General features: G+C 37.6%; 12 protein-coding genes. All 12 read left to right on the forward strand.

Going from position 1 to position 14,865, the window contains the following annotated elements:
* Positions 1 to 221: 221 nt before the first annotated feature.
* Positions 222 to 995: a glucose-1-phosphate cytidylyltransferase gene (gene rfbF / locus NG743_RS11895; RefSeq protein ID WP_027403011.1), complete on the forward strand. Its 774-nt coding sequence runs from the start codon at positions 222 to 224 to the stop codon at positions 993 to 995.
* A 64-nt stretch (positions 996 to 1,059) separates the two neighbouring features.
* Positions 1,060 to 2,271, forward strand: coding sequence for an L-2-hydroxyglutarate dehydrogenase (gene lhgD, locus NG743_RS11900; RefSeq protein ID WP_027403012.1), 1,212 nt, complete (start codon positions 1,060 to 1,062; stop codon positions 2,269 to 2,271).
* Between the two features lie 121 nt (positions 2,272 to 2,392).
* Positions 2,393 to 3,430: an NAD-dependent epimerase/dehydratase family protein gene (locus NG743_RS11905; protein ID WP_027403013.1), complete on the forward strand. Its 1,038-nt coding sequence runs from the start codon at positions 2,393 to 2,395 to the stop codon at positions 3,428 to 3,430.
* Positions 3,431 to 3,645: 215 nt separating this feature from the next.
* Entirely contained in the window at positions 3,646 to 4,614 is a 969-nt protein-coding gene (locus NG743_RS11910; protein ID WP_193962136.1) for a glycosyltransferase family 2 protein, read from the forward strand.
* Positions 4,615 to 4,653: 39 nt separating this feature from the next.
* Positions 4,654 to 5,667 (forward strand): glycosyltransferase family 2 protein, encoded by a 1,014-nt coding sequence (locus NG743_RS11915; RefSeq protein WP_027403015.1) that lies wholly within the window; start codon positions 4,654 to 4,656, stop codon positions 5,665 to 5,667.
* A 145-nt stretch (positions 5,668 to 5,812) separates the two neighbouring features.
* Entirely contained in the window at positions 5,813 to 6,637 is an 825-nt protein-coding gene (locus tag NG743_RS11920; protein WP_257122034.1) for a phytanoyl-CoA dioxygenase family protein, read from the forward strand.
* Between the two features lie 274 nt (positions 6,638 to 6,911).
* A complete protein-coding gene (gene rfbC / locus NG743_RS11925; RefSeq protein ID WP_015078007.1) occupies positions 6,912 to 7,457 on the forward strand; it encodes a dTDP-4-dehydrorhamnose 3,5-epimerase in 546 nt (181 codons plus the stop codon).
* A gap of 2 nt (positions 7,458 to 7,459) precedes the next feature.
* Entirely contained in the window at positions 7,460 to 8,773 is a 1,314-nt protein-coding gene (locus NG743_RS11930) for an NAD(P)H-dependent oxidoreductase (RefSeq protein ID WP_027403017.1), read from the forward strand.
* A 257-nt stretch (positions 8,774 to 9,030) separates the two neighbouring features.
* A complete protein-coding gene (locus NG743_RS11935; RefSeq protein ID WP_027403018.1) occupies positions 9,031 to 10,128 on the forward strand; it encodes a glycosyltransferase in 1,098 nt (365 codons plus the stop codon).
* Between the two features lie 275 nt (positions 10,129 to 10,403).
* Positions 10,404 to 12,632 carry a GumC family protein gene (locus NG743_RS11940; RefSeq protein WP_027403019.1) on the forward strand — a complete coding sequence of 743 codons (2,229 nt, stop codon included), beginning with the start codon at positions 10,404 to 10,406 and terminating at the stop codon, positions 12,630 to 12,632.
* Between the two features lie 334 nt (positions 12,633 to 12,966).
* Positions 12,967 to 13,239 (forward strand): hypothetical protein, encoded by a 273-nt coding sequence (locus tag NG743_RS11945; protein WP_257120677.1) that lies wholly within the window; start codon positions 12,967 to 12,969, stop codon positions 13,237 to 13,239.
* Positions 13,190 to 13,663 carry a zinc ribbon domain-containing protein gene (locus NG743_RS11950; RefSeq protein WP_257122035.1) on the forward strand — a complete coding sequence of 158 codons (474 nt, stop codon included), beginning with the start codon at positions 13,190 to 13,192 and terminating at the stop codon, positions 13,661 to 13,663. Before NG743_RS11945 ends, NG743_RS11950 begins: the two co-directional genes overlap by 50 nt.
* The last annotated feature ends 1,202 nt before the right edge of the window (positions 13,664 to 14,865 follow it).

The raw sequence follows: 14,865 nt of genomic DNA on the forward strand, positions 1-14,865 counted from the left end.
TTCTGACTCCTGACTCCTGACTCCTACTATAAATATTTTACAGATAAAATATCTTAATTTACTTATTCTTTATGATTTTCTAGAAAATAACAGTTAAATTATGTTTATCTACCTAATAAAGAGAAAGAAAAAATTATTTAATTTCTTTACCATCATTGTGCATTCTCTTCATTTCCATTAGTTGAAATTATCGTCCACCTGCAAATCTTTGAGGTAACTACATGAAAGCAGTAATTTTAGCAGGAGGTCTGGGTACAAGGTTAAGTGAAGAAACCAGTATCAGACCCAAACCAATGGTTGAAGTTGGTGGTAAGCCAATTCTTTGGCACATAATGAAAACTTACTCTGCTCATGGTATTAATGATTTCATCATTTGTTGCGGTTACAAAGGTTATGTCATTAAAGAATACTTTGCCAACTATTTTTTACATATGTCAGATGTGACATTTGATATGCGATTTAATCAAATGAATGTCCATTCTGGATATGCTGAACCCTGGCGCGTCACCTTGGTAAATACAGGTGATAATACAATGACAGGGGGACGTTTAAAGCAAGTTCGTGAACATATTGGGAATGAAACCTTTTGCTTTACCTATGGTGATGGTGTAAGTAATATTAATATTACAGAATTAATTAAATTCCATCGAGAGCAAAAGACATTAGCAACACTCAGCGCAGTGCAACCAGCAGGAAGATTTGGAGCAATTTCTCTAGGACAGGAACAAACTAAAATAACTAGTTTTAAAGAAAAACCTGAAGGTGATGGTGCTTGGATTAATGGGGGTTATTTTGTTCTCGAACCCCAAGTAATTGATTTTATTGCTGATACCTCAACTGTGTGGGAGAAAGAACCATTAGAAAAGTTAGCTGATTTAGAAGAGTTAGCGGCTTACAAACATGATGGTTTTTGGCAACCAATGGACACATTAAGAGATAAAAACTATCTAGAGGAGCTATGGAAAAGTGGTAAAGCTCCTTGGCAAGTTTGGTAATAGCAATTTTGATTTTGGATTTGAGATTTGAGATTTTAAATATTGGATTGGGGAAAGATTACTAATGTACGATTTTGCAATTATTGGTGGAGGAATAGTTGGACTTTCCACTGCAATGGCTTTAGGAGAGCGTTATCCTCATGCTAAAGTATTAGTGTTGGAAAAAGAGAGCGAATGGGCATTTCATCAAACTGGTAATAATAGCGGTGTCATTCATTCCGGTATTTACTATAAACCGGGAAGCTTTAAGGCTCAATTTTCCCGTGATGGTAGCCGTTCAATGGTAGAATTTTGCCAGAAATATGATATTGATCATGAAGTTTGTGGTAAAGTAATTGTTGCCAGTAATCAACAAGAATTACCTCGCTTAGAGAATCTCTACACACGCGGGTTAGAAAACGGTATTCCTGTTAAAAGAATTAGCCCAGAAGAAGTTAAAGAAATTGAACCTCATGTTAGTTGCGTTGGTGGAGTTCAGGTATTCAGCACAGGAATTGTCAATTACAAACAGGTTTGTTTAAAATATGCGGAATTAATTCGCAATCAAGGGGGAGATTTACGTCTCAACACCCAAGTTTTAAAAATTGTCCGCAGTGGTAGAAATCAGGTATTAGAAACTAATAATGGCAGTTTTGAAACTCGATTTGTGATCAATTGTGCCGGATTGCATAGCGATCGCATTGCCAAATTAGGTAAAGCTAATCCTGAAGCTAAAATCGTTCCCTTTCGGGGTGAATATTACGAACTTACCCCCGAAAAACGCTATTTGGTGAAAACTCTCATTTATCCAGTTCCTAACCCAGATTTCCCCTTTCTTGGCGTGCATTTCACCCGGATGATTGATAACACTGTCCACGCAGGACCAAATGCAGTTCTCAGTCTCAAACGTGAAGGTTACAAAAAAACCGACTTTGACTTCAGAGATTTTGCCGAAGTTATCACCTATCCTGGCTTTTGGAAACTAGCAGCAAAACACGCCGACGAAGGAATTCAAGAAATCATTCGTTCCTTTAGTAAAGCAGCCTTTGTCAAAAGTTTGCAAAAACTCATCCCCGAAATTCAAGCCGCAGATGTAATTCCCACCCATGCAGGAGTTCGCGCTCAAGCATTAATGAATAATGGTTCTCTGGTAGATGACTTTTTAATCATTGCAGGTGAGAATTCCATTCATGTTTGCAATGCACCTTCACCCGCTGCAACTTCTTCCTTAGAAATTGGTAAAGCTATAGTTAAGCAAATACCAGAACCTACTCATTTACACAGTTTAGTAGCGTAACCGAATCATCTCTTATCTGTGTTCATCTGCGTTTATCTGCGTTTAATTATTCTGGCAATCTTCTTTTCTAGCGACTCTTCAAGAAACAAGTTAATTTCCCACATCAAAATTTTTAACAATCATGAAAGTTTTAGTAACTGGCACAGAAGGTTATCTTGGTTCTTTATTGCCTTCTTTATTAATGCAAAAAGGACATGAAGTTATTGGTGTTGATACTGGTTTTTATAAAGTTGGTTGGCTATATAATGGAACTAACGTCACAGCTAAAACCCTAAATAAAGATATTCGTGATATCAATCCCGAAGATTTAGAAGGTGTAGAAGCTATTGTTCACATGGCGGAATTATCTAATGATCCTACTGGACAATTATCTCCTACCATTACTTATGATATTAATCATTTAGGTTCAGTTCGTCTAGCTAATTTGGCAAAATCAGTAGGTGTCCGCCGTTTTGTTTATATGTCCTCCTGTAGTGTTTATGGTGTGGCTAGTGAAGGTGATATTACAGAATCATCACCAGTTAATCCCCAAACAGCTTACGCAGAATGTAAAACATTAGTAGAAAGAGATGTTCAACCATTAGCTGATGATGACTTTTCTCCTACTTTCATGCGGAATGCTACTGCTTTTGGTGCTTCCCCCAGAATGCGTTTTGATATTGTTTTAAACAACTTGGCGGGGTTAGCTTGGACTACAAAAGAAATTAAAATGACCAGTGATGGTACACCTTGGCGGCCATTAGTTCACGCTTTAGATATTTGTAAAGCCATTGTTTGTGCCTTGGAAGCACCCAGAGATATTATTCACAATCAAATCTTTAATGTTGGCGATACAGCAAATAATTATCGAGTTAAAGAAATAGCGGAAATCGTTGCTGATGTTTTCCCCGGTTGTCAATTATCTTTTGGAACTAATGGTTCAGATAATCGCAGCTATCGAGTATCTTTTGAAAAGATTAACACAATTCTACCTGGATTTAAGTGTGATTGGAATGCTCAACTTGGTGCTGGACAACTATTTAGTTTGTTCAAGCAAATTGATATGAATGAAGATACTTTCTTGTCTAGAGGATTCACCCGCTTAAAACAATTAGAATATCTAATTCGCACAGAACAAATTGACAAAGATTTCTTCTGGAACAAGCAGGAAAACTATTAATTTATTCGGAAAATATTGTAGGTTGGGTTGAGCGACAGCAAAACCCAACATGATTAATAATTTTGTTGGGTTTACTTCCGTCAACCCAACCTACATTTCTACATTTCCTTAACCAAACATTATTGCATCAAGGTGGATTAAATTGAATTTTCTTAATTCAAGATATTCGATTGAAAAGCCTCTTTTAAATTTATACCAAGTTACATTACCAGATAATGCAAAAGTTACTAACCATTGCTATTCCTACATACAATCGTGCTGCATTGCTAGATAAACAACTGGCTTGGTTAGCAACAGCAATCAAAGGGTGGGAATCAGAATGTGAAATTATTATTTCTGATAATTGCTCAACAGATAATACACCGGGAGTTGTGAAAAAATGGCAAACTGCTTTTAGTAATACTGTATTTATAGCGAATAGAAATCGTGAAAATATAGGGTTAATGCCAAACATTGCTTTTTGTCTTCAAGCTGCTGGTAGTAAATATGTTTGGACTGTGGGTGATGACGATCCAATTCAGGAAAGAACTCTGGCTCATGTCGTAACTACAATTAAAAGAAATCCCACTTTATCACTGATGTTTCTCAACTGTTGTGGACGAGACAAAAATACAAATAAAGTTTTGGTAGAACACTGGTTTCCTAGTGATAGTGATGAAATCATTGTTGATAGTAAACCTGTATTTCAAAGGTATTTACAGGGCAGTTTTGGGGGCGTATTATTCATGACAGCTACCATTTATAATACCGAACTTGTGCAACAAGCTTTGCAAAACTGGACTACTTCATGTAAAAATTTAGCATCCCAAGCATATTGGACTGGATTTTGTGCGGCTTATGGAAATATCATTGTTACTCAAGATAATTATTTGGAATGTACAATGCACGCTAGTTCCCTAGAAGAAAATCCTCGATGGTCATTAATGATGCGATATGTCTACATCCCGGAGATTTATCTGAAATTATTAAGTTTAGGATATTCTGCTAAATTTTGTCAACGAATGATTCTAGAAAATATTTTCAACCTGAGTGATTGGAAAATATTATTGGGTGCTTTAAGAAGATGGCCAGTTCTAGCCACCAATATTATAATTACCTACTTGCAATTAGTAGGCAGATTCATCTATCAACTGAATTTTAATCAGAAAAAATCAGCAATAGATATCTCACGAATAAGTAATTAAAAAAAAGATAAAATCCTTCTCTATTAACCATCAAAAATTATGAGCAAACTACTAACTATTGCTATTCCTACTTACAATCGAGCCGAGTTACTAGATAAACAATTAACTTGGTTATCCCAAGCTATTCAAGGATTTGAATCAGAGTGTGAAATTTTAGTTTCTGATAACTGTTCTACAGATCATACTCAATCTATTATTAGCAAATGGCAAAATATTCTCACAAACATCACATTTAAATCCAATAAAAATCCTGAAAACATCGGCGTAATGCGAAATATTTTTCATTGCCTAAGTTCTGCCACAACCAAGTATGTTTGGACAATTGGTGATGATGATCCAATTCAGGAAAGAGCAGTTGCCTATGTGATGGATAAAATTAAAAATATTGATGATTTATCATTATTGTTTCTGAATTTTTCTGGTCGAAATAAAATTACTGGTGAAGCAGTACATCCACCAAAAATAGTTGGTAATCGCTGGTTTGATGCCGATACTGAAGATGGTGAAGGTGATGGTAAAGCAATATTTGAACATTGTTTTACTAAAAGTGTAGGAGCAGTAATTTTTCTAACTGCTACAGTATATCGTGCTGATTTAATTAAACGCGCTCTCCAAATTTGGCCAACTGCTAGTAATAATTGGATATCTTTAGCATATTTAGCCGGTTATTGTGCTGCTAATGGCAGAGTAATTGTGACTAAAGATATCTATTTAGAATGTATTATTGGTATTAGTTATTGGCAAAAAGAACCGAAATCTGCACTTTTAATGCAATACCAACATATACCTGAAGTTATTTTAAAACTTGAGCAAGTTGGTTATTCTAAAGCATATTGTTGTCGGATGCTTTTACAAAACTACCATGAAGTAGACCTGAAAGTTTTTTTAGGAGCGATGAGAAGATGGCCTGTATCGGCTATTAAGACAGTAGTTCCTTTTTTAGGTTTAGCTAGTGTGGCAGCATTGGAATTAATACCAATGAGAGAATTTAAAGTAGCAGAAACAGAAATGGACAGAACAACGACTTCAGAAGTCAGAAACTATAAGGGATAAATCAGCAATTGTTTGGACAAAATAAGTTTTGATTGGTAGGGATTCGGATTGTGCTTAACACCGTTATAGAAAAAATCTCAGTCTTAAAAGATGAGTTAGCTTATCAAGTGAAACTTTAGGTTTAAATAGGAAGGGAATTCCTGTCATGCTGAACAAAATTTCAACTATAAGTTCTGAGTTGAATTATCGAGTATCACTTTGGCATCATGGTAAAAACTTACCTGCTATTAGTGCAAAAGATCAATTGATTGTTGATACCCTAAAAACATCAGGTGTTTATATCACATCTTTGGAAGATTTAGGTTTTTCATCTACGGCTACAATGTTAGCTACTGCTAATAGTTGTACTGATAGGATGGTAAATCCTAGAGATATTCATGCAGGATACAAGTTACCACAAATTTATACAGTCACAGATTTACCGGAATTTTTTAATTGGGGAATGGAATCCCGACTACAAAATATCATTGAGCATTATATAGGTTTACCTATCGCTTTTCATGGTGTTCATGTACGAAAAGACTTTCCTAATGAAAAACAATTGGAAACTTTACTATGGCATAAAGATTCTGAAGATAGACGCATGATTAAAGTCATTATCTATCTCAATGATGTGACTGAAGAACATGGACCATTTGAATATATTCCCCTACCTGCTAATGCTTTAGAGCAAGTTAAAAATTATCAAGTTGATTATGAATTATGGCGTGTTAATTTTTTGGGAATTAACGATGATAAAATGATGAAAGTCATTCCTAAATCAGCTTGGAAATCATGTCCTGGTAAAGCTGGAACTGTGATTTTTGCAGATGTGAGAAATATTTTACATCATGGGACTGTGAGAACCCAAGAACGATCAACTATATTTTTCACATACACGGCTAAATCTCCTAAACGACCTGAACTTTGTACACAATATCATGATGATACCTTTCCCAAAATAAATCCCCAATTAGGATTAAAGGTATAAACCTAAAATGCACAAATTCAGGAGTCAGAATAAGTAGTGAGACAGAATTAATTACACAATGTCATTGCGTTAGCGTGGCGTTAGCCATATGGAACGAAGTGAAATGAAGCAATCGCAAGGGTTGTGATTGCTTCCCTTCGCTCGCAATGACTGTAAATATTTTTGTCCAATTACTTAATTGGTATCAACCATGATCATGCCAGGTTTATTTCCTGAATTTTGCTATCTAAAATCAAAACCATTCCATTATCTTCAAAAAACTTCCTAAATAACCATGATTTTTACCTCTACTAAACTCGCTGGTGCTTTTATTATTGACTTGGAAGAAAAGCCTGATTCTCGTGGTTTTTTTGCTCGGACTTTTTGCGCTGATGAATTTATCGCTCATGGGTTAAAACCAACAGTTGCCCAATGTAACCTTTCTTTTAATCATAAAAAAGGCACATTACGAGGAATGCACTATCAAACTCTCCCCGCAGCGGAAACAAAATTAATTCGCTGTACTCAAGGAGCTATTTATGATGTGATTGTGGATATGCGTCCTGAATCTCCCACTTATCTAGCGCATATTGGTGTAGAACTGAGTGCAGAAAATCGCCGCGCTCTTTATGTTCCAGAAATGTTTGCTCATGGTTATCAAGCTTTAACAGATGGTGCAGAAGTTGTATATCAAGTGGGTGAATTTTACACTCCTGGATATGAACGGGGTTTGCGTTATGATGATCCAATTTTAGAAATTTCCTGGCCACTGAGTGCAACAGAAATGTCTGATAAAGATCGCAATTGGCCTTTACTAGAATCTATTTTGATAGGAGTTTAATCATGATTATTGTTGATAAAGCTTTACAAGCACGAGCGGCTTTAGGTAAACCAGTTAAAGTTGCCATGATTGGTGCTGGTTTTATGGGTCGAGGAATTGCTAATCAAATTATCAATTCTGTGCCAGGAATGGAGTTGGTGGCTATTTCTAATCGTCACATTGATAACGCTAAACGAGCTTATTTAGAAGCAGGAATTGAAAATATCAAAATTGTTGCTAATTTAGCTGATTTAGAAGAAGCGATCGCTCAAAATGAATATGCAATCACCGAAGATGCCATGCTCCTGTGCGAAGCTGATGGCATAGATGCAATCATTGAAGTCACCGGGACAATTGAATACGCGGCTCATTTGGTGATGTGTGCGATCGCTCATCACAAGCATATCATCCTCATGAATGCCGAACTAGATGGCACAATTGGACCGATACTCAAAGTCCATGCAGACCGCGCTGGAGTCATCCTGAGTGCCTGTGACGGCGACCAACCAGGGGTAGAAATGAACCTCTACCGCTTTGTCAAAAGCATCGGGTTAAAACCCCTCCTGTGCGGCAACATCAAAGGCTTACAAGACCCCTACCGCAACCCCACCACCCAAGCCGGTTTTGCTCAACGCTGGGGTCAAAATCCGGCTATGGTGACAAGCTTTGCCGATGGTACAAAAATCTCCTTTGAGCAAGCCATAGTCGCCAACGGCACAGGCATGAAAGTAGCCAAGCGGGGGATGTTGGGATATGACTACACAGGTCATGTTGATGAAATGACCAAAATGTACGACATTGACCAACTGCAAGAACTAGGCGGTATCGTTGATTACGTAGTTGGTACTAAACCCGGTCCAGGAGTATTCGTATTTGCCACCCACGAAGACCCCAAACAACGTCATTACCTCAACCTATATAAACTCGGTGAAGGACCTCTCTACAGCTTCTACACCCCCTATCACCTATGCCATTTTGAAGTTCCCCTCTCCGTAGCCCGCGCTGTCCTCTTCCATGATGCTGTGCTGGCACCAATAGCGGGTCCCGTTGTTGATGTCGTCACCACTGCCAAAATTGATCTCACAGCCGGAGAAACCCTTGATGGTATTGGTTATTACATGACCTATGGACAATGTGAAAATTCCCCCATTGTGCAACAACAAAACCTACTGCCAATGGGTCTAGCGGAAGGATGTCGCTTAAAGCGCGATATTCCTAAAGATCAAGTCCTCACTTATGATGACGTGGAACTACCAGAAGGTAGACTTTGTGATCAATTACGCGCCGAACAAACAGTTTACTTTGCTCCTGTGAAAACTTTAGCACTAACAAAATAGTTTTCTTTCTTCGCATCAAGATAATTCAGAGGTTTCCTGATATTTTCATTTAACCTCTGAATTCACATATATACAATAAATGACAGAGATTATTTTGATAATCTTGCGAGGTTTACCATGATTCAACTCCTTATTAAACAACATAAAATAATTGATACAAAACAACTGATACAACCTAGTAATGCAACATTAAAATTTCAATTACTAGAGAATAAATATTAAAACCAATCATCACTTACCAAATTATCAAGAAAAAGATGAAAATAGCTCTCGTCCATGATTACTTAACCCAACGCGGTGGAGCAGAGCGCGTATTTGAATTATTGTGTAAACGGTATCCCGACGCTGACATTTTTACCTCATTATACGACCCACAAAAAAGTATTGATTTAGGTGAGAGAATCATCAATACCACATTTTTACAAAAAATTCCCGGTGCAACCAAATATTTTCGGATGTTAGCCCCCTTATATTTTCCCGCATTTCGTTCCTTGGATCTTCAAGATTATGACCTAATTATCAGCAGTAGCACCAGTTTTGCCAAAGCAGTACGGAAAAATCCCCAAGCAAAACATATTTGTTTTTGTCATAATGTTACCCGCTTTTTATGGGACACAGAAACATACTTACGGGAATACGGAGACTATAGATACTTTGCTCCTCTCATCGAAAAAATCTTTCAAATGATGAGAGATGTAGACCTGAAATATGCTCAAGAACCCGATCTCTACATCGCTAACTCTACCATTGTTGCCCAACGAATTCAAAAAATTTATCACAAACAAGCGATCGCCATCAACTATCCAATTGATACTAGCAACTTTGTTTTTTCCGATACGAAAGAAGAATACTACTTGGCATCGGCGCGGATGATAAGTTATAAACGTCTTGATATAATAGTCGAAGCTTTTAATTGGTTAGGCTGGAACTTATTAATATCAGGTGATGGACCAGAACAAGAAAGATTAAAAGCCCAGGCATTACCCAACATCCAGTTTCTAGGTCATGTCAGTGATAGAGAACGTAAAGACTTATTTTCCAAAGCCAAATCAGTTATTGTTGCGGCTTTAGAAGATTATGGATTAGTTCCAGTCGAGGCAAACGCCAGTGGTACACCAGTCATTGCTTATGGAGCCGGAGGAGTCTTAGACACTCAAATACCAGGTAAAACAGGTGTGTTTTTCAAAAGACAAGCGCCATGCTCTTTACAAGCAGCTTTACTAGAAGCTGGAGGAATATCTTGGGATTACGAAACTATCCGTAATCATGCCGTTAGCAATTTCTCAGAACAGTCATTCTTTAGTAAAGTTGAGCAAGTTATTGATCAAGCTAGTAGTTCGTCAAATTTATTTTGACGGGTAATGATCGGAAAAAACTTCTGTTCTTCCCTCCCCTACCCCCCCTACCCCCCTACCCCCGCTCCCCCCGCTCCCCTTCACCCGTCATTTTCGGATTAACAGACTACTAGTGCAGCATGGCAAAAATAACTCATCATTAAAAGTTCCGAGAAAGCTTATATAATTTGCTTTTCTAATTTTTAATTCTGCCTTGCAGCATTGGAGTTGTGCATCACTAATTCATTTAATTTTTTAGGTGTTTGCGTAGTGTATCGCAGATAAGGATAATAAAAGTGGTTCAAACTAGTCTAAATCCCAATATAAATTCAGCATCAGAAACAGAACCAGGTTATGGACAAATGTTTGCAGTAATTCTGCGAAGATTTCCCTGGTTATTATTAGTATTGCTCAGTTCTACGGCTATTGCTGGCATCATTACATTAAAAACTCCACCCAGCTTCAAAAGCACCATGCAATTGTTAGTAGAGCCTAACTATCAAGGCAAGAAAGAAACAGATAACACTGAAAGTCAATTTACTGATGCTAATGTGGAGGTAGATACAGCTACTCAATTAAACTTGATGCAGAGTTCTGGACTGATTAAAAAAGCAGTTGATAGACTTAAAACTGAATATCCAGACTTAACTGTAATGGATTTAAAAAAATCCTTAGTCCTCACTCAAATTAAGACTCCAGAGGATAATATTGCTACTAAAATATTTCAAGTTGATTACACCGATAGCGATCCAGGAAAAACTCAAAAAGTTCTGAAAACAATTCAGCAAGTTTATTTAGAATACAATAAACAACAACAAGATTCACGCCTACAAAAAGGTTTACAAGTTATCAGAGATCAATTAAGAAAAGCGACTGATGAAGTAACCGCTTCCGAAGCAAATTTACAAAGATTTCGCAGAAGTCAAAATTTAATTGATCCAGATGCTCAAGCTAAAACCGTAGAGACAGCTTTAAATACTGTCCAACAGGAACGACAAACAACTCGTTCTCAATATGAAGAAGCCTTAGCAAAGCAAAAATCTTTACAAGCACAACTAAACCGTTCTCCACAAAATGCCTTAGTTTCTTCTCGTCTGAGTCAGTCTACCCGCTACCAAGGCTTACTCAATGAAATCCAAAAAACAGAACTGGCTTTAGCACAAGAACGGTTACGTTTCACAGATGATACTCCCAGCGTTCAAAAATTATATGAACAACTGCAAAGTCAAAAGCAACTTTTACAAAAAGAAGTTAGCAGAACTTTAGGAGAAAAAACCAACTCTACCTTTAATTCCGGAGACAATCTTTTAGAACAAGGACAACTAGGACAAATTGATCTTAATCTCACAGGTCAATTAGTAGAAACCCAAACAACCATCGTTGCATTAACCGCCCGCGATCAAACCTTAGCAGCCAAAGAGAAAGAATTACAAGCCGACCTCAAGCGGTTTCCTTCTCTATTGGCTTATTACAATCGCATCCTGCCTCAACTACAATTTAGCAGAGAAAGATTAGAACAATTATTAAGAGCAGAACAAAAATTACGCCAAGAACTTTCTAAAGGTGGATTTAATTGGGAGGTAGTAGAAGAACCCCAAGAAGGTCTTCATACTGGTCCTAACATGAGACAAAATCTCTTATTAGGAGGAGTAATTGGGTTAATGTTAGGAGGACTTGCTGCCTTTATTCGTGAAGCATCTGATGACGCTGTACATACCACTGCGGAATTAGAAAAACAAGCTGCTCTCCCATTATTAGGAACAACTCCTAAATTGCCACCTCCCAAGCCCAGAGAATCCATGATAAAATTGCCATTTGGCAAACCAGAAGTTCTCGCACCTTGGACAATTCAAGTATTACAATCTTCTCCCCGTTGGGAATCACTTGATCTCATTTACAAAAATATTGAACTACTCAATAAAGTCTCAGATTTAAGATCATTAATGGTGACATCAGCATTACCAGATGATGGTAAATCAGCTTTGGCATTAGGTCTAGCCATGAGTGCGGCTCGCCTACATAAAAAAGTCTTACTAATTGATGCCAATTTACGCGATCCTAATCTGCACAAACAGTTAAATCTTCCTAATGAACAAGGACTTTCTAGTTTATTAGAAAGTGAAGTTAATCTACCTAATCAGATCAGTGTTCCTTACTCTGGGTCGTCTTACATTGATATTTTAACAGCCGGACCAATTCCGACAGATCCTGCTCATCTTTTGAGTTCTCCCCGGATGATTCAATTAATAGCTGCATTTGAAGAAAATTATGATTTGGTAATCATAGATGCCCCTTCCGTTCTTGGGTTAGTAGATGCTATGCTCACGGCATCATCCTGTCGTAGTGTGGTGATGATGGCAAGTATTGGTAAAGTGACCCGCACCCAACTTAATCAAGCCACAGGGATGTTGAGTAGGTTAAATCTGATTGGGGTTGTAGCCAATGGCGTATCTCCATCTGATAGCACCTATGTACCTTATGTAAAACCAAAACAATTAGTTTTACAACCAGCAATGGAAGAATAAAGCAGAATATTTGCTGACTATTTAACCCACAAGGGGATTGCGGGAAGGCTGGGAGCCGCGTCTCTTTAGAGCGCGGGGGAAAGCCTACCCGTGCGGTTTTAACCGCTGCCAATATTCTCAACCATGATGCGGGTCATTAATATATCTTTCTATTGTGTCGGCGGCAACATTCCCCGCAGTTGAAAAGAAATAGCTTTTTTTCATAGATTTTAGCTATTGACTTCCTTTTAATTGGAGATTAACATAGTTATATCATCAATCACATCAACAAAATAAACCTGTGCAAATACGCTGGAGATTCAAGCTACAACCGAATATTGGGCAACAAGCCTTAATGTCTGAGTGGCTTGTTACTTTGCGGAAACACAGAAATTATTGTTTGGCAGAACGTCAGCGCGGTTTTGAGACTAATAACCAGAAATCAGATGAGTCCGTGATGTACTATTATGGTGCATTCTCAGACTTAGATAGTCGAATTGAATATGGTTCTTATTGCCCTTTGACCTGCCCTATTGTTAAACATGGCATCATGTATGCTGAGTTAACAAAAAATAGCAATGAAGTCCCGCTGCAAACCCAAAAGGCAGCAAGGACGATTTATGGCTAATGGTCAATCTGCAAAACGGGGATTAAATCGCTCTATTTCTGATGCCAGTTGGGGCGAATTATTTTCTAAGATTGCTTGGCTGGCATTGAAGTCTGGTAAGCTAGTATTATCCGTTCATCCTCAATTTACTTCTCAAGAATGTTCGGCTTGTCATCATATTAGTAAAGCTAATAGAGATGGCGAAAAGTTCATTTGTGAACATTGTGGTCATATTGACCATGCTGATACTCAGGCTTCTCGGACAATTTTACGAAGAGCTAATTTAAAATTTGTCAGCAAAGACATTAAAAACCTACCGGGGGACTCTCGGAAAGTTACGCTTGTCAGAGATGATTCTGCCAGTAATGGCAAACAGGATCAGGGCAAGAACCGTACATCTAAGGTAATACCTGAAAAGCGGATATTATTCGAGCAGTTGTCTTGACAATTATTCGATTAAGAATCCCCGCGTCTTTAGACCGGGGAGTGTCAAAAAAATATATTGACCCCTGCATTAGACAGGGGTTTTTGTGTTGACTACTCAAGATCAATTAAGTAGTGCTATATCAAATGTTTTACCCCTCCCTAACCCTCCGCTTATAAAGGGGCTATCGTGTACACACAAGTTAAATTACCCTTCTTAAGTAATTGGACGAAAATATTTACAGTCATTGCGAGCGAAGGGAAGCAATCATAACCCTTGGAATTGCTTGATTTCACTTCGTTCCATATGGCTAACACCACGCTGCGCTAACGCAATGACATTGTGTAATTAATTCTGTCTCACTACTTAATCCCCCCAAAGCATCGGGGGAAACCGGAAAAATTAGTTCCCTCCCCAAAGCATCGGGGAGGGTTAGGGTGGGGTAATTTGAGGAATAATGGTGATTCGATAACTTGTGTGTACACCGTAGCTTATGAAGGGGGGTAACAATGTGATGAAAATTACGGTATACCACCTTTAAAACAGTCTTTAAGGGACTTCCAATTAAAAAAATACCCAAAAATTTCTTGTGGTGCGGGACGAATTTGCCCGCTAATCATCAAGGACGGGCAGGACTTGTGCCGAGCTTGTCGTTCGCGTAGCGTGGCGTTAGCCATAGTATGCCCATCCCACAAAATTGGGTAATTTATTTTTTGGTGTTCCCTAAGAGGAGAGGGAAAAGGAATAATATTTAATACTGGAGAGGCTTAAAACTCTGATTTTATGCTGATAAAAACAAACCAATATGCCCCTCTCCAACGCGGAGAGGGATTGGGGTGAGGTTCAATAACTCCTACGTCGTCACGCTACGCTATCGAATTCACGTCTAATTAGGGTTAGATACTTGTTGGTTAAATGTATTGAGTTTTGTTTATAAATCTCTGCTAAAAAAATGATATTATTTGCTTTTTTAATTTTCAATTTATTACTGTAGTATGTTGGCAAATGACCATTCACTATCCAAAATATTTTTGTTGTATTACTAATACAATTCACATTTATTTTCATTTACTTAATAAGTAGTTTATGATATAATTTGCGAGTATAAAACAAGGTTTATTTTTATTTAGTTACGATTAATTCATTTCACCATATCTTAATATTATAGAGAAGAAAGTAATATTTATTTAAAGAGTGAATAAAGAAGTTGTTTCTTGATGATT

Origin of the sequence: Dolichospermum heterosporum TAC447 (assembly GCF_024584745.1) — a bacterium.
GTDB classification, from domain to species: Bacteria; Cyanobacteriota; Cyanobacteriia; order Cyanobacteriales; family Nostocaceae; genus Dolichospermum; species Dolichospermum heterosporum.